Origin of the sequence: Pseudalkalibacillus salsuginis, assembly GCF_021646685.1 — a bacterium.
In the GTDB taxonomy this organism is placed as follows: Bacteria; Bacillota; Bacilli; order Bacillales; family Fictibacillaceae; genus Pseudalkalibacillus; species Pseudalkalibacillus salsuginis.
Genome location: NZ_JAKJHW010000006.1, coordinates 235,586 through 259,342, shown reverse-complemented (window position 1 = coordinate 259,342; position 23,757 = coordinate 235,586). Strand labels below are relative to the sequence as shown.

Annotated in this window: 30 protein-coding genes and 2 pseudogenes; 11 read left to right on the top strand and 21 right to left on the bottom strand. The window is 42.2% G+C overall.

What is annotated here, in order from left to right; all coding sequences use genetic code 11:
• Positions 1-89 precede the first annotated feature (89 nt).
• Complete coding sequence (locus L1611_RS15970) at positions 90-575, bottom strand: DinB family protein (RefSeq protein ID WP_236314706.1); 486 nt, start codon at positions 573-575, stop codon at positions 90-92.
• A gap of 172 nt (positions 576-747) precedes the next feature.
• On the opposite strand from L1611_RS15970, the gene L1611_RS15965 reads away from it, so the two are divergent.
• Genes L1611_RS15965 through L1611_RS15955 form a run of 3 tightly spaced genes read left to right on the top strand, consistent with a single transcriptional unit; the run spans position 748 to position 3,789 of the window.
• On the top strand, positions 748-1,812 hold the full coding sequence (locus L1611_RS15965; RefSeq protein ID WP_236314705.1) for a metal ABC transporter solute-binding protein, Zn/Mn family: 1,065 nt from the start codon (positions 748-750) through the stop codon (positions 1,810-1,812).
• 22 nt (positions 1,813-1,834) lie between these two features.
• Positions 1,835-2,833 carry a permease gene (locus L1611_RS15960; protein WP_236314704.1) on the top strand — a complete coding sequence of 333 codons (999 nt, stop codon included), beginning with the start codon at positions 1,835-1,837 and terminating at the stop codon, positions 2,831-2,833.
• A gap of 11 nt (positions 2,834-2,844) precedes the next feature.
• The gene (locus L1611_RS15955) at positions 2,845-3,789 is read left to right on the top strand and encodes a TIGR03943 family putative permease subunit (RefSeq protein WP_236314703.1); all 945 of its coding nucleotides are present in this window, start codon (positions 2,845-2,847) and stop codon (positions 3,787-3,789) included.
• A 177-nt stretch (positions 3,790-3,966) separates the two neighbouring features.
• On the opposite strand, the gene L1611_RS15950 is transcribed toward L1611_RS15955, so the two are convergent.
• From L1611_RS15950 to L1611_RS15920, 7 genes are all read right to left on the bottom strand, one after another.
• On the bottom strand, positions 3,967-4,506 hold the full coding sequence (locus L1611_RS15950) for a GNAT family N-acetyltransferase (protein ID WP_236314702.1): 540 nt from the start codon (positions 4,504-4,506) through the stop codon (positions 3,967-3,969).
• Positions 4,507-4,525: 19 nt separating this feature from the next.
• On the bottom strand, positions 4,526-4,972 hold the full coding sequence (locus L1611_RS15945; protein WP_236314701.1) for a hypothetical protein: 447 nt from the start codon (positions 4,970-4,972) through the stop codon (positions 4,526-4,528).
• Positions 4,973-5,060: 88 nt separating this feature from the next.
• The gene (locus tag L1611_RS15940) at positions 5,061-5,429 is read right to left on the bottom strand and encodes a VOC family protein (RefSeq protein ID WP_236314700.1); all 369 of its coding nucleotides are present in this window, start codon (positions 5,427-5,429) and stop codon (positions 5,061-5,063) included.
• A 20-nt stretch (positions 5,430-5,449) separates the two neighbouring features.
• The gene (locus L1611_RS15935; protein ID WP_236314699.1) at positions 5,450-6,187 is read right to left on the bottom strand and encodes an RNA polymerase sigma factor; all 738 of its coding nucleotides are present in this window, start codon (positions 6,185-6,187) and stop codon (positions 5,450-5,452) included.
• Positions 6,115-6,375: an RNA polymerase sigma factor gene (locus L1611_RS15930; protein ID WP_236314698.1), complete on the bottom strand. Its 261-nt coding sequence runs from the start codon at positions 6,373-6,375 to the stop codon at positions 6,115-6,117. Before L1611_RS15930 ends, L1611_RS15935 begins: the two co-directional genes overlap by 73 nt.
• Before the next feature lie 76 nt (positions 6,376-6,451).
• Positions 6,452-7,000, bottom strand: coding sequence for a cysteine hydrolase family protein (locus L1611_RS15925; RefSeq protein ID WP_236314697.1), 549 nt, complete (start codon positions 6,998-7,000; stop codon positions 6,452-6,454).
• 400 nt (positions 7,001-7,400) lie between these two features.
• Positions 7,401-7,655, bottom strand: coding sequence for a hypothetical protein (locus tag L1611_RS15920; protein ID WP_236314696.1), 255 nt, complete (start codon positions 7,653-7,655; stop codon positions 7,401-7,403).
• A gap of 157 nt (positions 7,656-7,812) precedes the next feature.
• Here L1611_RS15920 and L1611_RS15915 point away from each other — a divergent pair.
• Together L1611_RS15915 and L1611_RS15910 are read left to right on the top strand one after the other, a co-directional pair.
• A pseudogene (locus tag L1611_RS15915) lies at positions 7,813-8,212 on the top strand (ferritin-like domain-containing protein).
• Positions 8,213-8,363: 151 nt separating this feature from the next.
• Complete coding sequence (locus tag L1611_RS15910) at positions 8,364-8,867, top strand: GNAT family N-acetyltransferase (protein WP_236314695.1); 504 nt, start codon at positions 8,364-8,366, stop codon at positions 8,865-8,867.
• Between the two features lie 112 nt (positions 8,868-8,979).
• On the opposite strand, the gene L1611_RS15905 is transcribed toward L1611_RS15910, so the two are convergent.
• The 5 genes and pseudogenes from L1611_RS15905 to L1611_RS20970 form a co-directional block, all read right to left on the bottom strand.
• Positions 8,980-9,354: a gamma-glutamylcyclotransferase family protein gene (locus L1611_RS15905; protein ID WP_236314734.1), complete on the bottom strand. Its 375-nt coding sequence runs from the start codon at positions 9,352-9,354 to the stop codon at positions 8,980-8,982.
• A 26-nt stretch (positions 9,355-9,380) separates the two neighbouring features.
• Positions 9,381-9,533 (bottom strand): hypothetical protein, encoded by a 153-nt coding sequence (locus L1611_RS15900; RefSeq protein WP_236314694.1) that lies wholly within the window; start codon positions 9,531-9,533, stop codon positions 9,381-9,383.
• 556 nt (positions 9,534-10,089) lie between these two features.
• Entirely contained in the window at positions 10,090-10,350 is a 261-nt protein-coding gene (locus tag L1611_RS15895) for a DUF2164 domain-containing protein (RefSeq protein WP_236314693.1), read from the bottom strand.
• The gene (locus tag L1611_RS15890) at positions 10,347-11,081 is read right to left on the bottom strand and encodes an SIR2 family NAD-dependent protein deacylase (protein ID WP_236314692.1); all 735 of its coding nucleotides are present in this window, start codon (positions 11,079-11,081) and stop codon (positions 10,347-10,349) included. Before L1611_RS15890 ends, L1611_RS15895 begins: the two co-directional genes overlap by 4 nt.
• Before the next feature lie 236 nt (positions 11,082-11,317).
• Positions 11,318-11,419 (bottom strand): annotated as a pseudogene (locus tag L1611_RS20970) (type II secretion system protein); the annotation flags it as partial.
• Positions 11,420-11,590: 171 nt separating this feature from the next.
• On the opposite strand from L1611_RS20970, the gene L1611_RS15880 reads away from it, so the two are divergent.
• A complete protein-coding gene (locus tag L1611_RS15880; protein WP_236314690.1) occupies positions 11,591-11,851 on the top strand; it encodes a DUF2524 family protein in 261 nt (86 codons plus the stop codon).
• 43 nt (positions 11,852-11,894) lie between these two features.
• Here the strand turns inward: L1611_RS15880 and L1611_RS15875 are convergent, their stop codons facing one another.
• The 5 genes from L1611_RS15875 to L1611_RS15855 form a co-directional block, all read right to left on the bottom strand.
• Positions 11,895-12,608, bottom strand: a complete 714-nt coding sequence (locus tag L1611_RS15875) for a polysaccharide deacetylase family protein (protein ID WP_236314689.1) — start codon at positions 12,606-12,608, stop codon at positions 11,895-11,897.
• A gap of 87 nt (positions 12,609-12,695) precedes the next feature.
• Positions 12,696-12,890 (bottom strand): hypothetical protein, encoded by a 195-nt coding sequence (locus L1611_RS15870; protein WP_236314688.1) that lies wholly within the window; start codon positions 12,888-12,890, stop codon positions 12,696-12,698.
• A gap of 393 nt (positions 12,891-13,283) precedes the next feature.
• Positions 13,284-14,060, bottom strand: a complete 777-nt coding sequence (locus tag L1611_RS15865) for a 3-hydroxybutyrate dehydrogenase (RefSeq protein ID WP_236314687.1) — start codon at positions 14,058-14,060, stop codon at positions 13,284-13,286.
• A gap of 20 nt (positions 14,061-14,080) precedes the next feature.
• Positions 14,081-15,400: a GntP family permease gene (locus tag L1611_RS15860; RefSeq protein WP_236314686.1), complete on the bottom strand. Its 1,320-nt coding sequence runs from the start codon at positions 15,398-15,400 to the stop codon at positions 14,081-14,083.
• A gap of 260 nt (positions 15,401-15,660) precedes the next feature.
• A complete protein-coding gene (locus tag L1611_RS15855) occupies positions 15,661-17,031 on the bottom strand; it encodes a sigma-54 interaction domain-containing protein (protein WP_236314733.1) in 1,371 nt (456 codons plus the stop codon).
• Positions 17,032-17,220: 189 nt separating this feature from the next.
• Here L1611_RS15855 and L1611_RS15850 point away from each other — a divergent pair, with 189 nt between their 5' ends.
• The 5 genes from L1611_RS15850 (at position 17,221) to L1611_RS15830 (ending at position 21,021) form a co-directional block, all read left to right on the top strand.
• On the top strand, positions 17,221-17,415 hold the full coding sequence (locus L1611_RS15850) for a hypothetical protein (RefSeq protein WP_236314685.1): 195 nt from the start codon (positions 17,221-17,223) through the stop codon (positions 17,413-17,415).
• A 143-nt stretch (positions 17,416-17,558) separates the two neighbouring features.
• A complete protein-coding gene (locus tag L1611_RS15845; RefSeq protein ID WP_236314684.1) occupies positions 17,559-18,236 on the top strand; it encodes a hypothetical protein in 678 nt (225 codons plus the stop codon).
• A gap of 310 nt (positions 18,237-18,546) precedes the next feature.
• Positions 18,547-19,128, top strand: a complete 582-nt coding sequence (locus L1611_RS15840; RefSeq protein WP_265738478.1) for a GNAT family N-acetyltransferase — start codon at positions 18,547-18,549, stop codon at positions 19,126-19,128.
• Positions 19,129-19,322: 194 nt separating this feature from the next.
• Complete coding sequence (gene hpaB, locus L1611_RS15835) at positions 19,323-20,762, top strand: 4-hydroxyphenylacetate 3-monooxygenase, oxygenase component (RefSeq protein WP_236314683.1); 1,440 nt, start codon at positions 19,323-19,325, stop codon at positions 20,760-20,762.
• Between the two features lie 85 nt (positions 20,763-20,847).
• Positions 20,848-21,021 carry a hypothetical protein gene (locus L1611_RS15830; RefSeq protein ID WP_236314682.1) on the top strand — a complete coding sequence of 58 codons (174 nt, stop codon included), beginning with the start codon at positions 20,848-20,850 and terminating at the stop codon, positions 21,019-21,021.
• A 257-nt stretch (positions 21,022-21,278) separates the two neighbouring features.
• Here the strand turns inward: L1611_RS15830 and L1611_RS15825 are convergent, their stop codons facing one another.
• The 3 genes from L1611_RS15825 to L1611_RS15815 form a co-directional block, all read right to left on the bottom strand.
• The gene (locus L1611_RS15825; RefSeq protein ID WP_236314681.1) at positions 21,279-22,043 is read right to left on the bottom strand and encodes an NUDIX domain-containing protein; all 765 of its coding nucleotides are present in this window, start codon (positions 22,041-22,043) and stop codon (positions 21,279-21,281) included.
• Complete coding sequence (locus L1611_RS15820; protein WP_236314731.1) at positions 22,012-22,626, bottom strand: histidine phosphatase family protein; 615 nt, start codon at positions 22,624-22,626, stop codon at positions 22,012-22,014. The genes L1611_RS15825 and L1611_RS15820 overlap by 32 nt, the downstream gene beginning before the upstream one ends.
• A 363-nt stretch (positions 22,627-22,989) precedes the next feature.
• Positions 22,990-23,754 carry an SDR family oxidoreductase gene (locus L1611_RS15815; protein ID WP_236314680.1) on the bottom strand — a complete coding sequence of 255 codons (765 nt, stop codon included), beginning with the start codon at positions 23,752-23,754 and terminating at the stop codon, positions 22,990-22,992.
• Between the last annotated feature and the right edge of the window lie 3 nt (positions 23,755-23,757).

Genomic DNA, 23,757 nt, shown 5'->3' with positions numbered 1-23,757 from the left:
AAATTCACTATATTATGCCAAACCAAATCATTGCTTGTCAAACCTAGCTTCTCGATAAAAACTCCAGCTAACGATCAGCCGGAGTTTCGTCATTTCATCTCTTCTACTTTCAGTTCTTTTTGAAGGAAATCTTCTATCTGGTGTTTATGGTGACGATCATGCTCACAAAACTTGATCAGGCATTTTCTTAACGTTTCAGGGTGCCCCCGATCATAGAAAGTAGCGTCCAATTCTTCCTCTGAACGGGCATTTATGGCCTTGGTCAACAGGTCTCTCGTTTCTATAAATTCTTTGATGATCTTCTTCTTGGGTACACCGCTCTTTGCATATAACGAAGCCTTTTGGTTCATTACGTGGACATCAATTGATCTTGGCAGCCGTGCTCCAGCTTTTATCTTTGGATATCTTTCTTTTAAAAAGTACCGATCCCAGTAAATAAGGTGCGTAATGATCTCTGCAATCGACCATTTACCAGGCTTGACCGGACTCAACCATTCCTCATCGGTCAAAGATTCAAGACTTTGTACCCATTGACTGAATCGTACATTTCTTTGGATGATCTCTGTTTTAGTCATCGTTCTCCTCCATCGTATCCTTGTTATCGTTCCTGTTCCCTAAAATCATATGAATTAACAGTCAAATTTATATTTTAATATTTTTTTAGATAATCGTAATAATTCCAGTTTGAAAATCGTAACCATTACGATATACTGTTGTTTGTATAGAAAGATTCGGGAGGTTGTCATTATGAAAAAAATCTTTACAGTATTACTTGCTGTTCTTACCATATTATCTGCATGTGGTCAGGATACTCAGACTTCAAAAGAAGGTTCCAGTTCCGACCAAGTGAAAGTGATGACTACATTATTTCCATTAAAGGATTTTACAGAACGGATTGGAGGAAAACATGTTGACGTTGAGAGTGTGTTGCCTCCAGGTGTGGATGCCCATACATATGAACCCACACCAAAAATGATGATTACCCTAGCTAAAAGTGACATTTTTATCTATAATGGAGCTGGGTTGGAAGGTTTTGCTGATTCAGCAGTCAAGACATTGAAAAATGATGATGTCAAAATCGTTGAAGCAACCAAAGGGATAGACCTTCAAGCTTTCACCGATGAAGAACATGACCATGAAAATGAACACGAAGGCGATCACCAGGATGAAGCCGATCATGAAAACCATGATGAGAATGAAGATCATTCAGACCATGGACACGGTGATTCAGAAGGCGAACATCCAGAAGGTGAAGAGCATTCTGGGGAAAATCATAAACATGGGGATGTCGATCATCACGTCTGGCTCGATCCAGTATTAGCTGTCAAACTGGCAGAAAACATCAAGAACCAACTTATTGAAGTAAAACCTGAGGCAAAAGACGAATTCGAGGATAACTTTGAAGAGTTGAAGGCAGATCTCATTGAGTTGGATCAGTCATTCAAGAAAACGATTAATCAAACCGAGAAGAAGGAAATCCTTGTTTCCCATGCTGCGTATGGTTACTGGGAAAGCCGTTATGGAATTGAACAACTAAGTGTTTCGGGGTTATCACCTACGAATGAGCCTACACAAAAACAGATCAAAAAATTGATGGAAGAATCCAAAGCCCACGATATCCAATACATCCTATTTGAACAGAACGTGAATACGAAACCTGCAAAAACGATCAAGAACCAATTGGATCTCGACATCCTTTACCTTCATAATCTTTCTGTCCTTACAGAAGAAGATATCGAAAATGAGGAAGATTATTTCTCTTTGATGAAAAGGAATATCGAAACGTTGGATAAGGCTTTGAACAATTATTAACATAAAGTGATGTGACTGATTCATGTTCCAACAATCTACACGGGAAAATATCATGATTTTTCTATTATTCTTTCTTTTCCTTTTCGGTTTTCTTTTTATCGAAGAGATCAAGAGTTCTGCTGTCCCACTGAACATCCCAGGTAGCCTGATAGATTTAAATACGATTTTTTTAAGTATTGTATTAGAAGCGTTCCCTTTCCTATTATTAGGCGTATTCGTTTCGGCAATCATCCAATCGTTCGTATCGGAGGAAACAATCAAACGATTCACACCGAAGAAAGGATACATCGCTTTGGTTCCTGCAACAGTGATGGCCGCACTGTTTCCGGTGTGTGAATGTGCCATCATCCCTGTTGTCAGAAGGTTGATCAAGAAAGGGATGCCTTTGCATATTGGCGTTGTCTTCCTTGTTGCAGCCCCGATTTTAAACCCAGTTGTTTTCTTATCTACCTTTTATGCGTTCAGATCGGATATGACAGTGGTTTATGCGCGGATGGGTTTGGGATTCATCTTAGCGATCGTTATCGGTGGAATCATCTATACCATTTTTAAAAATAAAGATATGCTTAAAATAGTCAAAACTCATACACACGCCCACAATCATGGTACCGAACCCTCCAAATGGAAAATGACGATGTACCATATGTCTGACGAATTCTTTGATACAGGTAAATATCTATTATTCGGTGCTTTACTGGCTAGTTCGTTCCAAGCTTTTGTAAGTCGTGAGTTCATCGCTTCGATCGGAACAGAAACGTGGTCTTCGAGCTTAATCATGATGGGATTTGCATACCTTGTATCACTCTGTTCTGAAGCGGATGCATTTGTAGCTGTCTCGTTCCAATCAACTTTCAGTACGGCTTCTATTGTGGCTTTTCTTGTATATGGGCCAATGCTTGATATCAAGAACACTTTGATGCTTCTTGCGTACTTTAAGAAGAAATTTGTACTTACCCTTATGTTAGTCATTACTGTAACTGTGTTTATTGCGATCCTCTTGTTTCAACTATTATTCTTATAGAGGTGGATACCTTGAATAATCAATTCTATATCAATCTGCGATCTATCATTCTATTTGGATTTGCATTCTTGATGAGTGCCCTTATCTATACCGGGCAAATCCAATATTATATTGCGCCACAGATGATGAAGTTCATGTATTTTGCTACGGGGACATTCTTCATACTTGGGATCATCCAATTGTTTCGCTCTGAGGACTCAGAAGAGCATTGTCTTTGTGGACATGATCATCAGGAAACAAAGCATCCATTCATACGGTTCTTTGTATATTCCCTTTTCATTTTGCCTCTGCTGACGGGATTTGTTTTTCCTGAAAAGATTCTGGATAGTTCGATGGCGCAGAAAAAGGGGGTCTCCCTCAATGGCAGCGTAATGCAGAAAGATCGACCTGCCCAGCAGGCAGACTCTGAAAGTTCCAAAAGTTCCACACCTAATGCAGATGAGTTTCTAGAAGACCCTGAGGGATATATGGAAGATTTGGAGGAGGAAGTTTCTGATTCTTCCAATAGCCAAACGGCAGATGATGGAGTCTATGATTACGATGAGTATTATGCAGACCTTGCCGATCAATATAAAAACAAAGATAAAGTGGTCGTGACGGATGATAAATATTCCGATCTCCTTGATACCTTGAGTATTTTCCTTGATCAGTTCCAGGGCAAGACGATTGAAATTGAAGGCTTCGCCTATCGTGAAAACGACATGGGTAATGATGAGCTGGTAGTAGCACGATATCTTATGAGTTGTTGTTCAGCTGATACTTCTGTAGTCGGCACCATGGCGAAAGGAACCGACCTTCAGAAAATAGAAGATGATCAATGGGTGAAAGTGACAGGTACAATAAAGAAAACGAATTACAATGATTCTACGATTCCGATGATTGAAGTGACAAATGTCGAAAGAATCAAAAGTCCTGATTCCCCTTACGTTTATCAGGATGTTGGAATATTTAACTAAAGAAAAGCGGAATCGCTCTGTTTAGCCACGAAAGTCGCTCTCGCTTGGCTCGCTTTTCCCGCTGGAGTGTTGCGAATATCACTTTAGAAAACATGAAAAAATCAACATTACTATTTAACAAAGCCTAATAAGGAAAAGGCTGCCCCATCTGTCACTTATGGGGCAGCCTTTTCATGTTTATTCATACTCTTTTTTCAGCATGCTGTAAAGCACACAGTCATGGAAATGATCGTATATGTATTCTGCATCTCGCAGTACACCTTCTTTTACAAATCCCAATCGCTCTGGAATTGCCCGGCTTTTTACATTCTTCATTCCGCATTGGATCTCGATACGGTTGAGATGTAAGGTGTTGAATGCATGATCGACAAGTGCTCTAGTCGCTTTTGACATGATGCCTTTTCCTTGATGATCTTCTGCCAGCCAATATCCAATGGATGTTTTTAAGTTGGCATGATCGATCAGATGATAACCGATCATTCCGACAAGCTCCCCTTCGTACATGATTCCAACCTGGAACCCATTATCCTCAGCGAATTGTTTCAGCCACATGTCAATGACAGGTTCATAATCTTCTTCTTTCTTCATTCCATCTACCCACGGCAACCATTCTCTTAAGTAATCTCGAGATCGGTCGACGAGAGCGAATAATTCAGGAATATCCCTTTTTTCTAATAGTTTTAAAGATAGGACTTCATCGATAGGATAAATGAACATCCATGACTCCCCCTAGTCTTTATTTGTACGGATTGATTTTAACGTCAATGATATCCCATTCGCGGAAGCCGACTTTTTTCATTCTTATCACTAGGCTCCCATCATAAGATTCAATGACTTCCGAATCTTCATCCTTGTATTCATAGGCTTGGAATTGTGCAGTGACCTCATAAGCCTGGTCAATGTTCTCTGCAGAATTAATAACCATTCGTGTATTTTCCAGGTCATTCCTCTCCCCGAACTGGATGAATTCCTCCAACTCCGACTTTTGGTCTCGACCGGATTCATCATTGATCTTACCCGCTTCAAGATCCTCTATGAAATTTTCGGCTGTTTCTTCTGGTGTAACGATTATATAAGAGGTCAGTACAATAAGGACTATACCTGAGACGAATGCCCCTGCAAAAATCAGGATCAACTTCTTGTTAATTTCATCATCCCTGCTTTCTATGTATGTTCTTTTCAAATACTATCACAATTTAAAAGAAAAAGGGAATTGCCGAGGTAACAATTCCCTTAATGATTATTCCTCTGATGTGTCACCCTTAAATTCCTTATTTGTGTTCTTCACAGATCATCAGTACATTCCCATCTGGATCCTTGAAATTGAAAAAGGAAACGTCAGGGTGTCTTTCAATCTCCCGGACTATCGTTCCTCCCTTTTCTTTTACAAAAGCGTAAGCTCCATCGATATCATCAGTATGAAGCATGAGGTTCGCTTCAGTACCTGGTTTGTTGTTACGATCATCATCAAGTAGAAACCCGCCATTCCCTAAATCGACATAGTGTACAGGGCTCTTCGGATCAACCTGTGGTTTTTCTTTTCCTAGCAGCTCAGCATACCACTCAGCAGTCTTCTGTAGATCCTTTACATGAACGAAAGTTGATCCGACCCGATTAATCGGGCTTTTTGTGATTTTCATTTTTCATAGCCTCCTAATGCTTATTCCCAGTTTATCGGTGGTTTCAATTTTTGCAGTCGAATGTCTAGCGTATCTGCGATCGTCGTCAGCAATTCTTTGCAGAAGAAAAAACTCTTATGGCGTACGATTTTACCCTGTGATACTTCTTGATATTGCACATCATGCAGCTGCATGCCATCTTCGGTTTCCGCTTCCACAATGATGACTTCCTTGCCCCATAGGTTTTCTCTGTAAGCCTTCTTTCCCATGATTCCTGCCCGCAAGGAACCCTTTTCGACATCGCCTTTGGAAAACTCCTGGAATCCAGGGGAGACTTCCATATGGATCGTATCACTTGTCAGTCGAAGTATTTGCTCTACATCCCTCTTATTGAATGCCTCCAGATAAGCATCGACAACTTCGGTATGGTCCTGGGATTTCTCACAGGTGGAATGCTTTTTTTCAAATGAATCAACCTTCTGAAGCGTCTTACGGGCACGGTGCACAATCCCATAGACCGCTCCTTCTGTCGAGTGAACCATATTCGCAATCTCTGTCGCTTTGAATTGAAATACATCCATCAACAAGATTGCTGTAACTTGCTTTGGGGTAAGATGCTGCACTAATACTTCCAATGCTTCCCGAATATCGAATGCATTGATGGATTGAGGATCCATTTCGAGAATCGGTCCTTCATCCTCTACCCTTACCTTTCTTTTACGGCATTCATCGATCCAGTGATTGGTTGCAATACGGAAGAGATATTGAGCGGCTGCCATATTTGGGGAAGCATGGCAAATGCCTTCAAGAGCGTTTCTTGAAAAAGATCTTCACCTTCCCATGGAGAGCAGGTTACATAGCGGCAATAGTTCCATAGATCTTTCCTGAAGGGTTCGATTTCTTTTTCAAAATAGTTATGTAGTGACCGGGTGTCTTTGACAATTGTGCACAGCGATTCAGTTATCACTTTTTGACCCTCCTTTTTTCCTCCTTACCTATATAACGTAAAAATCGAGAAAACCTTACGGGGTTTTTATCGTTTTTTATTTTTCTATTATTTCTTTCATCCAGGGTACTTCCGAAGCGGTTTGCAGTATGATGGATGCGTTGGAACTCCAGAAGTTGGAGAGGGTAATATTGGTATGATCGATGATCTGGACTGCTTTAAAATGGTCGTTGTCCATGGTCGTATGAGCGTCCTTGATTAATGTGACATCATAATCAGCATCAAAAGCCCCACGGCATGTGGAATCGACACAGTAATCCGTCTGAGCCCCGCATATGAATAGATGCTCCGCTCCCAGCTCCTCGAGGACAGTTTTCAGGCTAGTGCCAGCGAACGAATTGGGTTTCGTTTTATAAATCACATGGTCTGTTTCCTGCGGCTTTTCCAATAAGGCATCTAACTGCCAACCAGTTTCCCCGCGTTTAAGTGGTCCTGCAGAATCTTCATGCTGTACATAGATTACAGGCACTCCGTTCAAACGTGCTTTGCGGATCAGCATAGAGATCCGGTTGATGATCGTTTCTTTTTCATATGCATGCTCCATAACTGCTTGCTGTACATCAATGACAATCAATACTTCCTTCATATTCTAAATACCTCCTCATTTGTAAACAAACAAAAGGAACCCTTGTTCGCTTCTTCATATATATTTCTCTAATTAACTTGAAATTTCCTGCAACTTATTTTAAAGTCCTCCGTCTATATTAGTAGGAGGTTCCTTTGAACTTATATTTTGAAGTCAGGTTCCCCCTAACAATTATCCTACCTCCCCTTTGAATGGACTGGCTCCTCTTGAGCCGGTCTATATTTTCCGTTAAAAAAATTATAATTTTTCAGCGATGCAGCTAACCGGCGCAGCAGAAAAGTTTACGAACGAAGTATCAGTGCAACTGAGGCTCAGCTTTCCACCAAGGCTTGGCTATGGCAAGTTTTCTTTATTCCACTATAAATAAGAGAGCCCCACCTCTGGAACCCTCTCATACAACTCAATTCACCTTTAGCGTTTTCTGGACACGTTTTTTCTTTACGATAAGTTGATAGGCTTTGCTTACTTTTTCCTCGACATAATCCAGTGAGACACATTTACTAGGATCTGCAAACATCCCCACCGCTCTCGATAAGTAATCCACTGCGGTCTTCAGATCTTTTTCATTCCTTGGTGTCTTGTTCAAGTGAATATCGTCCATCACATGAAATGCCATAGCTTGAATGTCACGTAAGCGCGCTTCTTCAGTTTTCAATGCGTTCCCTCCTAGCCAGTACTTTTTGCATAATCTAATTTATGGGAAAATTGAAATGAACATGAGTGATTTTTATAGGGAACCATGGAATATCACATAAGATGGGGCATGGGCATATGATACCAAAGAAAATTTCGGAGGTGTTTGTCATATGTAAATGTATCGACAACCGATGGAATTGATGGAGTTAATAAAAGATATACAAAAAGCGATCAATGGTGAATACAGTGCCATCCAATGTTATGAAAAATTAGCTAGGAATGCACCCGATAAGACAGAAAGGGAGCAAATCAATGAAATCAGGCACTTTCAGACGTTTGTGCAGATCTACTCTGACAGGCCGGCAGCCAGAGCCAGAAATAACAGAGGAATGCCCCGATGATTATCAGAAAGGTCTCCGTGCATCTTTTGTTGATGAACAGGAAACAGCAGACTTTTACCAGGACATCGCTGACAAAGCCCGCTCACCTTACCTGAAAGACATATTCCGTCGAGCATCTGCAGACGAACAAAACCATGCTGTCTGGTTCCTCTCCTTCCTCATCTTACGCGGTTGATCATCGGTGCCTGGCACCATCTCAAAACCGTTGCCGCTGTTGAGGTTTCATTTGGTGCCTGGCACTGCTGTAGGCACTGCTGTATAGTATATTGGTGCTGACGTATAATGAGTTTGGCGGACTATATTGTGAGTATTTTAGGGGGGAGTCTATGTTTGAACTACGGACTGAGCGGTTGAAGCTACGTCCTATCCGGAAAAGTGATCTCTCAAATTTAATGAAAATCTTTTCCGATCCAGTGGCGATGAAATTTTATCCTTCTACTAAATCCGAACAGGATGCAAAAGAATGGATTGCTTGGAATCATAATAACTACAATGCTTACAACGTCGGTTTATGGGCAGTGGAGTTGAAGGAAACCGGTGAATTTATCGGTCAATGCGGTATCGTCCCTCAGAAAATCGATGGGGAGGTAGTGATGGAAATCGGCTATTTGTTTGTAAGGGACCATTGGGGGAAAGGCTATGCTACAGAAGCAGCATATGCTTGCCTCAAATACGGCCTTCAAAAATGCAAGTACCCGAAACTTGTTTCACTGATAGCGCCAGAAAATGCCCCATCGGCAGCTGTGGCCACCAGAATTGGTATGCAGAAGGAAACACGGATCACCAAGTGGGATCGTCAACTTGATGTGTATACAATCAAGTCCATTTAATTTACGCATTGCTAATAAACCCTGGAGATATCCAGTACTAACCTACCTTTCCTCTGGGATATTCATAGGTTTCTCCATTAAAAAACCACCCGGTATCGGATGGTAATCTAGTCTATCGTCTAAGCCAATCGCCACTCGAAATCACCTTTTTACATAAATCCCGGTTATGATCGACAGTGTAAATGATCACTTCGACTGGTCCCCCTTCAGTCATGACTAAGCAATTTTTACGTTCGTACAGGTTGTCAGCTCCAGGTCCTATATATCCCTCAAGTTCATCCAGCTTTGGGAGATCTTCAGCCTTCACCTCATAAATCTCTCCGTAAACTTTACCCGAATCCGATAAAGTTATTGCTGGATACCCGAATCCAGTATCAAATAATGTCCCATGGATCCAGGCATTACTGGAAATGCATTTCGCATTCCCCAACACATGGGCATTACATTCATTCTTGCGGAGTGTTCCGTAAACAAACACCAAATGCAGCATCTCATTCTTCACTACTTTTACCTCTATTTTCTACGGGTGCTTTTTCTTTGTTTCGCTTCCCGAAAATATTTTTCATATGTTTTTCTGTGAAAAGCTTCAATTTCTTTATCAGTCATGGCACGAATCACTTCTTGGTCATGGTCCGGTCTTGGTGTTTCAGAATTCTTCTTTCTCACTAAAATTCCTCCTTAAAGATGGATTCCCTTTTAATGGAATGTTGCGATGACCCTCTTCAGTTCCGTTACCTTATCCCTTTTTCAGGTGGATTGACTGTCATTTCAAGGCTGGAAACTCATCCAGCTTCCCTAAGCTTTATGAAATTTGCTGCAATTATAGATGGGTATGGAAAGGATGTCAACAATTCTGAAAATCATTTTAGATAATTTAGGACTGAAAGGGCAATCTTCATTGCAATTGCAGTATTTTTTCGTTATTTTATTTATTACATGCCTGACAGCCAAGGATTATTCACAATGGTTATCTGACAACAATATCCTGACCTGTGATTCGGAGAAATGCACTACGTTGTAAAAACAAATTCAGCAGGATTTGTCCCGACAAACATGGATCAAGTAGTGGAAGCCCTCGATACATACAGGATGGTTGTTCTTCATGAGAGACCTCTACACATGAAAAAGACCGTCCCATCAAAGTGGCCGGCCTCTTGAACTTCATTATTCCATATAAAAATAAGTTGGAAAATGGAAGATTTAATCCTATTCAGTTTTTGAATTAATAACGTTTATGTAATTCGATCGGTCGCTGGAGGGCGTCCATATCTTCTTCAACATTGAACATTTTCTCTTGAACGAGTTTTTTCGCATCGCGTACACCCTGGTTATACAAATAAGGCCCGACATCTTTCAGAATAAAGTCCAGCATGAGCCCAGCAGCAAGGTCTCCAATTTCTTCTCCACGTTCATCGATGAAATATCCCTGAATGTTCTTGACCAATTGATCGCGCTCTTCCTTCGGTATTTTAAGACCCATCATGTAAGCTCCCCTCCTTTCATTTGCTTATTGATCACTTCGAGAACGTCCCCAGCTCTTCCTACAAGCTGTAAATCGAATTGATCATGTAAAAGTGTTGCCTCATTATTTATGATCACCTTTTTTCCATCTGTTAAAAAAGGCAGTTCGTTCGCGGGGGAAACTTGAAGGCTCGAGCCGATGACGATCAATAGATCTGATTCCTCGATCAATCGGATGGCTTGTCCCCATACCTCTTGCGGCAGCATTTCACCGAACAGGACAATATCAGGCCGTAAATGCCCTTGACACTCTGAACAAGCTTTCTGATTCAAAAAAGCTTCTTCATCAGCAGGATGTCCACAGGTTGAGCAAAAGATCGATCGTAGGGAACCGTGAAGTTCATGAACCGTTTGGTTTCCCGCTTCCTGGTGAAATCCATCTACATTTTGTGTAATGATCCCGCTAACAAACCCTTGCTCCTCCCATTCAGATAAAAGCTTATGACCTTTATGTGGTTGACAGGTTGTCAAATCTTCCAACCTTAAGCTGTAAAAGCCATGGAACATCTCATATTCGTTTTCAAGTGCCTCTATTGTAGAAACTGTCATCGGGTCGATTTTCTTCCACCAGCCTTCTCTGGATCGGAAATCCGGTATACCACTTTCCGTCGACATCCCGGCTCCAGTAAGGATGACTGTATGATGAGCATTTTTCAGCCAATCAGCAACAAGTTCAATCTTATGTAATTCCATGAACAGGTCCTCCCATCTTCATTGGAAATAGTTTTATTATACTTTTCAATAGTTAAGATGAAAAGGGCGACCGCTGTGGTCAACCCTTGACTTCTGGTAAATATGAAAATACAGCTGAACAGATGGCGGCAAATAGCCATCCATCTGTTTTTTTGTATTACAAATTACCAGCCAAAGCCGCCGCCATATCCATATCCGTCACAGCCACAGCCACCGCCATAGCCACCGCCATATCCATAGCCGCCGCCATAAGAAGCTCCTACAATAATCAGTAGGATAAATAAAACCACGATTAAAGTGAAACCTTTACCGCCTCTTCTGATTTTTCCATCGCTCATGTTTTCAGCCTCCTTATTATCTAGTCACTAATACATTATGTTCTGAAAAACCTTGATGATAGGGACAAATATGGAAGTCTGAAAAATTATGCGAATGTCCAGAACCCTACACATATTATTCGACTTGCTATAACACACTATATGTACAACTTTTTGAAGGAGGAAGCCCAAATGACAGAACATGAATCTTTACGGACTTTCCTAAATCGCGCAGAGCAAGTGATCGAACATGCATCTGAACAAAATGAATTATACAATCGGCAAGAGCCTCAGATTGAAGCAGCTGCTTATTCTAGTGCCCAGCAGCAGCTTGAAGAAGTATATCTGGAGCTGCAAAAGGTTTCGCATAGTTCAACTCCACAACAACGCGAAGTGATCCAGCGTGTAATGGCCCGTATTTTAGATCTTCAGAATGATATGATCATCGACTGAAAGGGAAAGGACTGGTCCGCCGTGACCTGTCCTCTCGTTTCTTCTATTCATACTCCAAAAGCTCAGTCACAGTTTTGAATGTGTATCCTTGCTCATGTAATGAATCGATTATACCTTCGACTGCCTCGAGGGATTCCCTTTTTTCGTTGTTATACATGACGTGAAGGAGGATGATCGACCCAGGTTCGATCCTTTCGTCCACGTGATCGACGATTTTAGTCGCATCCCCCGCAATTTCGGCATAGGAGTCAGGCTCGATATTCCACATGATGGTTTTCATATCTTTCTTGTTCAAATAATACGGCAGTAACAGCAGCTTCTTCCCGTATGGAGGTCTGAAATGGGTCTTCTCTTCATATCCGGCGGCTTCGATCAATTCTTCCGTCCGATCGACTTCGGCTTTCACTGTTGAATAGGATTTGAACACCATCCTCTGATGCGAATAGGTATGGTTCCCGATTTCATGTCCTGCATCGATGATTGCTTTCGTTTCATCAGGATATTGTTCGATACTGTCGCCATTCAAAAAGAAGGTTACCAACACATCTTTTTTATCAAGGATCCGTAAGATTTCATTGGTCTTTTCAGTTGGTCCATCGTCGAATGTCAGCGCTACAACTTTTTGATCTGTTTCAACTTTGTCCACAAGATCCCCGAACAATTGGAAACTCCGTGCATTTGACAATTCCCATGTACCGTAAAGCAATGACACTACGATGACGAAACAAGCAATGATAGTCACTATAAGTTTTTTCATGACTGCTCCTTATTACAGTTGATTTTTATTAATATATTCCTCATATTTGAACGGCTAAATCCTTCTGGGTCCTACATAAAAAAACCTTTAAATCCGGAAATAGGTATAGTTCAGAAACATTTTCTTCATCAATTTACGTGAGATCTTCCCTATTCCGTAATAAAACTGTTCATAGGTCGGTTCGAGAGAGGAAATGTCATGTTGGTGAAAAACAATCCCCTCTTGATCCACTATATATGTGCGGTCTGTTATCTGTCCATCAGGTTCCTTTTCAATCTTCACCCAGCATGGAAACCCTTTAGGTAAAATAAAAGATATTTCTCCCGAGCTGGATCCAGTTTTGCTATGAACTTTGAATAATTCGGCTCTTCCTTTTCTCGTATTCTTCCTTTTCTCGTATTCTTCCTTGTATTCAGGGTCTCATGACGCTCTTATGAGTCCCTCAAAATTGTTCTTTCGTGGTTTCAGGGTCACATGACGCTCCTATGAGTCCCTCAAAATCGTTCTTTCGTGATTATAGGGTCCCATGACGCTTTTATGAGTCCCTTAAAATCGCCTTTCCGTGTTTTCAAGGTCTCATAACGCTCCTATGCGTGCCTCAAAATCTTGTTTTCGTGGTTACAGGGTCTCATAACGAAAAGAACACTTCATAATTGAAGTGTCCTTAACAAAAGGCTATTGTGCTGTGTATCCACCGTCAATGACGGCTGCCTGACCTGTAATTCCTTTTGCTTTTTCACTAGCCAGGAACAATGTGTAGTCTGCGACTTCTTTTACGGATAACAATCGTTTTTGGGGGACAAGTGGATAAATGACATCCTCCATCACTTTTTCTTTCGTCACCCCGCGATTTTTCGCAAGATCCTCCAATTGATTCTGAACGAGTGGCGTATCAATGTAACCTGGACAGATAGCATTCACGGTCACGCCATGTTCTGCCGACTCTATAGCCGTCACTTTAGTCAGACCGATCACACCGTGTTTCGCACTGTTGTAAGCTGCTTTGCCAGCAAACCCTACTAATCCGTTTATTGAGGACATATTGAGGATCCGTCCGAATTTTTGCCGTTTCATGATGGGCATCGCATGCTTGATTGCAATAAATGGTGCAACGAGCATGACTCGTGTCAACAACTCGAACTTTTCTGTCGGAAATTCCTCTACTGATGCAATATGCTGCAAGCCTGCATTATTGATCAGGATATCCAGACTTCCAAACTGCTCGACAGTCTGATCGATCGACTGTTTTACCTCTTCTTCAACTGTTACATCACAGCGTAAACCGATTGCTTGATACCCTTCTCCATTCAATTTTTGAGCCGCTTCCTTAACCCCATCTTCATTCAAATCAACGAGAGCGACCTTTGCACCTTGTTCAGCAAATAATAAGGCAAGTTCATAACCGATTCCGCTCGCTGCTCCTGTGATATAGACAACTTTATCCCTAACCACAAATGCTCCTCCTTTTTATCCTAAATGCCAACTCCGAGTGAGAATAGAATCACTGCAAGCGCCAGTCCAATCAACGGAACGATGACTGTCAAAGCACCGACAGCTCCATATGCTGCACTATGGGATTCTCCACAAATCGCCCGTATAGTGGTAACGACATACCCGTTATGCGGGAGTGAATCCAAAGCACCGGAAGAGATGGCTACTGTACGGTGCAGGGCTTCAGCGTTGACCCCCATGTCCATGTAATGAGGTGCCAGGATCGGCAAAGCGATGGCTTGACCACCTGACGCAGATCCGGTCATACCTGCAATCACACTGACCGCGATTGCCCCGCCGATCAATGGACTTCCCGGAATGCTTGTCATAGCGCTGACCGCCATTTCAAATGCAGGAACTGCTTTTGCAACGCCACCGAATCCAACAACAGCAGCGGTGTTGCCAATAGCAATCAAGGCTCCCAGCGTACCGGCGGATAAAGCCTCCCAAAAATCGGTGAAATATTTCCTGTTCAAGAAATAAGCTGAAATGACACCGCCTAACAAAGCGACAATCAATGCGGATTGCTGTAAGGAATCATGAAAAATGAATGAAATGATTAAAACGACCACTAAAGGAATAAGTCCTGTGATTGGATGAGGAAGTTCCTTTTCCGCCACCTTCGGATCGTCTTCACGTGCTTCGAACCGCTCTCCTTTCGAAACTGCTTTTCCAATCATCCTCCTTAGCCACCAATACCCGAATACAGCCATGAAAATCGCAACGATCAGGCTGACTTCCCAACCAGCATATGGTGAAGTACCCAGGTATTCGATTGGAATCCAGTTTTGGATTTCCGGTGAACCGGCAGACGTCATCGTGAACGTTACTGACCCGAATGCGAGTGCAGCCGGGATAAATCGCCGCGGGAGATCCGCTTGCTTGAACAGACTGAGTGCCATCGGATAGACTGAGAAGGCAACGACGAACAAGCTTACCCCTCCATATGTCAAAACAGCACACGCAATAACAATCGCTAGGACAGCCTGTTTCATGCCGAGCTTTTCAACAATCCATTTCGAAACACTGTCAGCAGCACCGCTATCCTCCATCACTTTCCCGAAAATTGCTCCAAGTAGGAACATCAAAAACCATGACGCGACAAACCCTGAAAATCCGGCCATATAGTTACCGACCAGATTCGCTCCACCTTCCTCTACCAATTGCGGAAAAAGCGGCAGACCGCTCAAAACAGCAACAAACAATGCACAAAGCGGGGCTACCACAAGAAGGTTCATTCCCCTCATCGTCAGTATAATCAATAAAATAAGACCACCGATCAAACCGATCATGCTTAACATCCCATATCCTCCCTTAACTCTTCAATTTATTGGTATCGCTTTCATTTTTTCGTTTATATTTGAAAGCGTTTTCCAACCCGCTATCAAATAATTGCAAGTTCCATGCCAAGTTTCAAAACACTGGTATAGATGGATTTCCATACAATTCCTTGATGTTCTTTTCCGAAAAGTCGGAAAATACAGAACCTAAATCAAGCCTGACCCCATTGATAGTAAAAATTCCAGAAAACCGGAAAGATTCCGGAATCCTGGAAAACATTTTAAATAAGCTTATATTTTTTCATTTTTTCATAGAAACTTGATTTTCCGATGCCAAGCGTTTTTGCTGCTGCAAGCTTATCACCGTCATTTTGTTGAAGAGCTTCTTTGATGGCATTGATTTCAGTCTGTTCAACCAACTCTTTCAACGATTTACTCCCAATGTTCAGCCTGTCGTTTTCCTTTAAGTATTCTGGAAGGGAATCTTTCGTGATCGTCTCGCCATAAGCCAAGTGCACGGCTGCTTCTATAACATTCTCCAGCTCTCGTATGTTTCCCGGCCATTTATGATAGAACAATACTCGGCTGACCTCTTCATCCATATTTTTGATCCGCTTGCCTGTCCGTCTGGTCACCTTTTCCAGGAAATGTTCTACCAAAGGCTTGATATCTTCCTTCCTTTCACGTAATGAGGGTATTTGAAGCTGGAAGCCATTGATCCGATAAAATAGATCTTCCCGGAACAACTTTTCCTGGACCATCTTTTCAAGGGGGCGATTCGTGGCTGCGATGACACGTACATTGACTTTCTCCGTTTCATTCGCCCCGATCGGCTCGATTTCTTTTTCCTGTAACACCCGTAAGAGTTTTGCCTGCATTTTCATAGGCATATCGCCGATTTCATCCAAAAAAAGCGTACCATCATTAGCCAAAATGAACTTCCCGACTTTACCACCTTTTTTGGCTCCAGTAAAAGCTCCTTCTACATATCCGAATAACTCAGATTCCAGGAGGTTGTCGGGTATGGCAGCGCAATTCACTTTTACGAACGGGGCCATACTACGTTCACTCAGCTGGTGGATACTATGGGCCAAAAGCTCCTTTCCTGTACCGCTTTCTCCTCGGATCAGAATGGAAATATCACCACTGGAAATTTTCTTCACCTGGTTCTTCAAATCCTTGATTGGGTCCGAAACGCCTACTAGATCGTTTAAAGTATATTTTGCTCCGTTATTCGCGGTCCACTCTTTACGGTAAAATTCCAGTTCGGAAAACAGGCTTTTCACATGACTGTTCATTTTCTTCCATTGTTCAGTATCACGGAATATGACCGTTCCAAGGGCCGCGACCACTTCTTTTTCATGAAAAATCGGGATTCTGTTGGCGATCATATAACTCCCTTTGATGTATTGGAGGTCAGCAATTTCCGCCTTCCCGGTTTTGGCTACAATATGCATTCTGGTGTTTTCAATGACTTCTGTCACGTGTTTCCCGATGACTCTTTCAGAATTGACCTCAAGGAAATCACAATAATTCTTATTCATGAAACGTACGATACCCTCTGTATCAACCACCACAACCCATTCGAAGGCATTATCGATAATGGCTTCCAATATACGTTTATCTTTGAATTTGAAATCTGCTTGCAGCATTTGTTCTCCGCCCTCTCCCTCTCTCTTTATTAACTGTACCATAAACTTTTGAATCATTATAAGAGGATTCGGACGAAGAACCTGCTTTCTATTCAATCTTGCTTATTGGTATGACCGCTTTTTGACATGAAACTGTAATGCCATCCCGACATATATATACTGTACTAGAAATTACCTGGAGGAATTGTTGTGATGGACCGTATTCTGCTTATCTTGTTGCTGCTGTACCTGCTGTTGATCATTATTTTACAAAACCCGCTTTTCAACGACTTTCGTTCGAATTCGAACCCGATTACGATAGTCGGCAACATAGGGCCGATAACCTACGAGGATGGAACCTTGAAAATCCAGTATATCGGTTACCCTTTTGTTCCCTTTCGATGAGGAATCTTAAAGGCTGACTAAGGGTGTCAGCTTTTTAACATCTTTAAAATTTTGTAAATAATCCCAAAATGTGAATGCTTTTTTAATTGTGGTAAATACTTTTAAAAAAACAGATCATCATCACATTCAGGGAGTGTATAACAATGAAGAATAAGAGGTTTTGGGCCCCTGCTATAGGACTAGCCATCATAGGAATGCTTTTACCACAATCTGTAGACGCGGCTGCAACAAACATGAACGAGTCGAACATGGTTAATGAAGCCCAGGAAGCAGAAGGACACAATGGACATATCAGTCAAAAACCAGCCATACATCATAAATCTGATATGAGGGAAATTCACTCCTTATTGGAAAAAGGTCATTCGAAAGAGGATGTTTTCCAAGCAGCACATATTGCCCGGCTTTCAAAAAAACGAATCGAGGAAGTGCTGACTTACTATAAAAAATCAAAGTCATGGGAACAGACGGCTGAACATTTCGGTGTCAGTCCAGAAAAAGTGGCTGAACATAGAGCAAAGTGGAAAGCCCACAAAAAGCAATTCGAACAGCACAAAGAGGAAATCCTCGGTTTTCTTGAAAAATATACCAATAAAGATGTTTCGGAATTAAAGGGCTACTTGAAGGAGGATGTACGATTGCACCATCTAGTCAAAGCGGCAGTCGTGGCGAAATTGAGCGATAAGGATTTGAAAGCAGTCATCCAATACAAGAAACAAGGTCATTCACGTGAAGAAATGATGAATCATTTCAATGTGAACCATGACGAAATGGACGCTGAAATGAAAAAGGTCTGGTCAGAAATCAAATCTATCATGGAGTGAAAGATGGGCTCGAATCAGAGCCCATCTTTTTTATTTGGCTTTGTTATAAACATCGCGATACCCCAGTGAGAAAAGCAAGCCAAACGAGGAACACAGCAATTTTAAGGATCTTCGACTAACAACCACCATGTCCTGTGGTGAACGTCGAAGCTAGCACATCCTTTGCAAGTGAACGAAATATGCTTATTACACCGGAAAGAGAGTGAGTTTTGCATATATAACAGAACTTTAACAAGTCATTTTATTAAAGGATTTTTCTTTTCTGAAATGGAATATAGTCAGCAGTCAGAAAAGAAGGAGCAGATGAATAATGTGGATCAAGCCAGTAACATTGACAGGAAACCATGTAACCATCCGTCCAATGGAAGTGGAAGATATAGAAGAATTGTATGCAGCGGCTCAGTATGAAGGCATATGGGATTACATGCCTATGCGCATTGATTCGTTAGAGGATATGAAGACCCTCGTACATCAGGCTTTGACATCAAGAGAAAAGGGGGCTGAATTTCCTTTTGTCATATATGATCATAAGCAGAAGCAGCTTGTCGGAAGTACCCGTTTTCTTGATATTTCAGAAAAGGATCGGCATCTTGAGATCGGTTGGACGTGGCTGACTCCATCCGTTTGGCGTTCACCTGTGAATACAGAATGCAAATACCTGCTTTTCCAGCATTGTTTTGAAGAGTTGGAAACCATCAGGGTCCAACTAAAAACGGACGGTCGCAATAAGCGATCACAGGTTGCTATTGAGCGGATCGGCGGGGTAAGAGAAGGTGTTCTTCGTAAGAGCCGCCTCACCTATACAGGCTATGTAAGGGACACCGTCTATTTCAGCGTTCTGGAATCAGAGTGGCCTGGCGTAAAAAAGAAGCTTGAAAGGAAGCTCGCTTAACACGATCCCATCAATCAATGTCGATTGCGGTTTTCAATAAGCCCCCATTCTGTTTCACGATTTTTATCAAGTACTTGTAATCCAGAAATCCCCATCAATACAATGATGTTAAAGGACATCCGCATTCTTTCGTACCGTTGCGCCCTCTTTTGCATATTGTATATGTATGATTGGATGGCAAAGGGGTTAGGTTTATGGGACTAATATCTGGTCAACAATATATCGACCGTATCAACAACTTACATCCAGAGATATGGATCGATGGTGATCAAGTAAAAGAAAAACTTTCAGAACATCCAGCTCTGAAAGGGATTATGAAAACGAAAGCAAGCTTATACGACCTTCAATTGGAAGAAGAGAAAATCAATAAGATGTCCTTTCATTTGGGAAACGGCGAGCGTGCAGGAATCGCCTTCTATCCTCCTAAGACGAAAGAGGATCTGGAGAAAAGACGGCTTGCATTCCAGGAGTGGGCAAAAGCTACTGGGGGCTTGCTTGGTCGCTCACCAGACTACTTGAATACGATTTTGATGACATTTACACAATCAGCAGAGCTGTTCAAAACACAGGACCCTAAGTTTTGTGAAAACATGAGGAACCTATATGAAAAAGCAACGAGGGAGGACCTTTCCTTCACCCATACTTTCGTCCATCCTCAAGTGAATCGAGGCAAGTATCATTATGATCTTGCAGACGACCAGGTCGCGGCGCGTATCAAGGAAAAGACGAAAGATGGCCTTATAATAAAAGGAGCCCGCCTGTTGGCCACCCAGGGTGGTTTGACGGATGAATTGATCGTATTTCCACAAGGCGGAATCAAGGAATCTTCTATGGCGAATGGGTTCTCCCTCCCAGCCAATACACCTGGTTTGCGTTTCATTGCACGTGAATCGTTCGATTATGGAAAATCCCGTTTCGATCATCCTTTGGGATCACGATTCGACGAGCTTGATTCGGTAATTGTTTTCGACGATGTGCTTGTCCCTTGGGAAAACGTGTTTTTTCACGAAAGTACGGAACTGTCGGGACAGGTGTATTCACAAACAAGCTTTTTCCCGCAAACTGTCCACCAAGTGGTCAGCCGTTGCATCGTAAAAACCGAATTCATTCTCGGAACGATCCAATTGATGATCCATACGATCAATATTGGCGGATATGATCTTGTCCAGGATAAGGTTGCTGATGTGATTATCGCATTGGAAGCCATGAAGGCGTTCCTCCTGTCTTCAGAAATACAAGCAAAAGTCGATCGCTGGGGAACGATGACGCCGGCTTCAGAGCCTCTTCATGCTGCATTGTGTTATTATGCAAAAATTTATCCGACTTTCAGTGAAGTCATCCAAAGTCTTGGAGCAAGCGGACTCGTGACTATACCGAGCGAGAAAGATTTCAATTCCCCGATCCGAGAGGACCTGAATGGTTATCTTCAAGCTGCAAATGCGAATGCTGAAGACCGCGTCAAAATATTCCGTTTAGCATGGGACCTATCGATGAGTGCATTCGGAACACGGCAATCCCTGTATGAACAATTTTTCTTCGGCGGCCCGCTCAGCCTTTCTAAACGGTTGTATTCAGGATACTTCCGTGATCCCCAAATTGAGTGGGTCAAGGATTTTCTCTCGAGCAAAGATTAAAGCAGCTGATCATTCAGCTGCTTTTTGTCTGTTTCAAAGGGAAGTTCTCACGTCATGTTACAATTGTTAGAAAAGGAGGGATTGGATGGGGCTATATCTATTGCTTGGAATAGGGATAATCGCGTTTGTGATCTTCACAGTTTCGATTTTTTTTATGATTGGAAATCGGCTTTCCTCTAAAGGTGATGTCCGAAAGGAAGAGCTGGCACAGCTTCGAAAGAAAGTTGAAGAGCTGGAAACGAGATTGGAAGAGAAGTAAAGCATCGCGTCGTCTCGGGATCAGGTCCACTGATCTCGACAATAAAGCCCACATGCTACTAAAGGTGAGCTTCTATCTTCCTATCTCTTTTTATTTTTGTTTGTTATTTCTATGATGATTTTCTCGATTTCGTAAATGTTGAACATGGTACCCGCTCCCTTTCGAATTGTTACTCTTAGTTTACGGGTTTCCACACGTTCTTTAACCGGCCAGCAGAATGGAATTCACTCGGTCTCTGGTTTGATTTTCTTCTCCGTCTAATTTCCAATCCGGTGCAGCCGTTCATACGGTTTCACTTTGACAGATTCAACTGGTACTGATCCTTCAGATTTTAACGCATCAATTGCTCTTGTAGCGATATGAAAGCGTGTAATGTACTCGGAAGCATTCTCCTCAGTAAGCATGACAAATTTCGCCTCTTGGATTTCGGAATCTTGTTTTACAATCTCGGTATTAAGTGCCATCCCTTTGAACACGACGCTGACAATCCTACTCGTTATGTTTTGATAGACTCCAGTCGTCTTCGTCAGTTTCACGTTGATCGCTGTTTCTTCTAGTATCTCACGGACCAATGCAGTTTCAAGCGGTTCTCCCTCTTCCACTTGACCGCCGGGAAGCTCCCACGTATCGTTACGCCAATTCGTTTTGACAAGCAGCGTTTCCCCTGCCTCATTCTGAATAAGCCCAGATACAGCGACAATATGGCGGGGAACATGGTAATCACCTGTCGATTCCATGAATTCCTGACTGCTGGATAGGATGAATGGTAAGATCAATGGTTTCTTCGCTTGTGCTTGCGTATGTAATTCATCCGTGCGTACCCGCTTTTCAATCTGTTCATAGGCTTCATAGCTTTCATATTGCCAAACCGCTGTAATGTTACATTTATCTTCACTCACCCATCTTCCGACCAGCTTTGCCCCATGTTTCCATTGGTTGGGGAGCAGATATGTATGAAAAAAATCAGTGACAGCCTCAAGACCTTCTGGTTTAATATGGTAGGTCTTTTTCCGAAAAATCATTTATTTTCCCCTCTCCTTTACCCTCATCTAATCCTTTCCTAATCCTTTTTACGTCAACCAACCTTTCATGTTCAAAAGTCAGCTTGTAAATATCCGGTATCGTAAGCCGTTTCCAAAAGTCAAAATTATATTTTCTGTCAAAATGATTCATGACCAAAACCATGATATTTCCATGTGTCCCGATGACGATCCCTTTCCCCTCGTATTTTCGTAACAAATTAGAGATACTAGGAATTGCCCTTTTTTGCGCCTGGATGTTAGACTCGCCACCCTGAAAGGAATAATCAGGCTGAGCCCATACTTTTTGGATTGCATAGTCGAAGTAATCAACAGAATGCGCCGCTAATTTACGTTCCTTCAAGTTTTCGATCGTCTGTACCTCAAGCCCTTTAAAATCCGCAATTCCTTGTACCGTTTCAATCGCCCTTTTATAAGGACTAGAGAATACAACATCTATATGCTCTCCTTTAAATCGGTCTGCCACTTGTCCAGCATCTTCTTTTCCGCGTTCAGACAATCCACGTCCATATTCATCAGTCGAGTACACAGAATGGGCATGGCGGACAAAATAAATCGAGGTCAAGGGAATATCCCCTTTTGTAATAACCGTTTCCATTTTCGATCCTCTTTCCTTTAATAGAAAGCACTGCTATTCTTCCTTGATGATTTCTGCGAATCACTCCTTTTCCGAGGGAGTACCGCAAATTTCTCCTGAAGACATTTCCCTATTGAGATCAACAGAAGGATCTAAGAGCGCTTATAGAAAAATGATAATAATGTGATCGCAATCCCGATCGTCAAATAAGCAGTAGCCATAGATTTAGTAATAATAAACGTTTCCGCAGCCAATTCTTAAACGAATAAATAGACACCCATCAAGAAGAGAATGATTCCAAATTCCCGAATCCAGATAATTTTTTCAACTGATCCACCGCCATTTATAAAATTATGCTCGCTGAAATCCACCTTCAGAATGGATGATTTGACCAGTTATCCACTCGGCTTCTTCACCTGCCAAAAACCGGATCAATCGCCCTACGTCTTCAGGCGTACCCAGCCTTCCCATCGGAAACTTCGGTAATAGTGCTTCTTTTAAATCAGCATCCATCCACCCGGTGTCATTCGGACCAGGATTTACTGCGTTGATCGTTATCCCTTTTTCCGCAAGATCAGGCACAAGCGTTTTCGTCAGATGTTCTACCGTACCCTTGGTAATCGCATAGGAAAGCTCGTTGCGCATCGACTCGAGTGATTGACCTGAAGTCAATGAAATGACACGGCCACCCTTCCCCTTCTTAAAACCCCTCGCAAAATAGGAGGTCAACAAGGTGACAGCCCTTACATTGATTGCGTAATGCAAGTCAAGGCTTTCTTCCTCAATCGTGGCATATGAGTCATTCGTCGAATAGCAGGCATTGTTGATAAGGATATCAGGGTAACCTAGCGAATCTTCGACTTGTCTCAATAACAAGTTGAGATTTGATGTATCTGACAAATCCATTTCCATCCGTTCACACCTTACACCTTTGTCCATTAGTTCAGCCTGCAAAAGTGCAGGTTCATCGTTATGGATCCCCCATTCCATTTGCCGATCATAAGCTGTCCAATACGTAAAAAAGACATCTATACCGGAATCAGCCAGAGAGCGACATGTTGCTGCTCCGATTCCTTTCAAGCGGCTGGCTCCGGTTACCAGGGCTATTCGATTCATTTT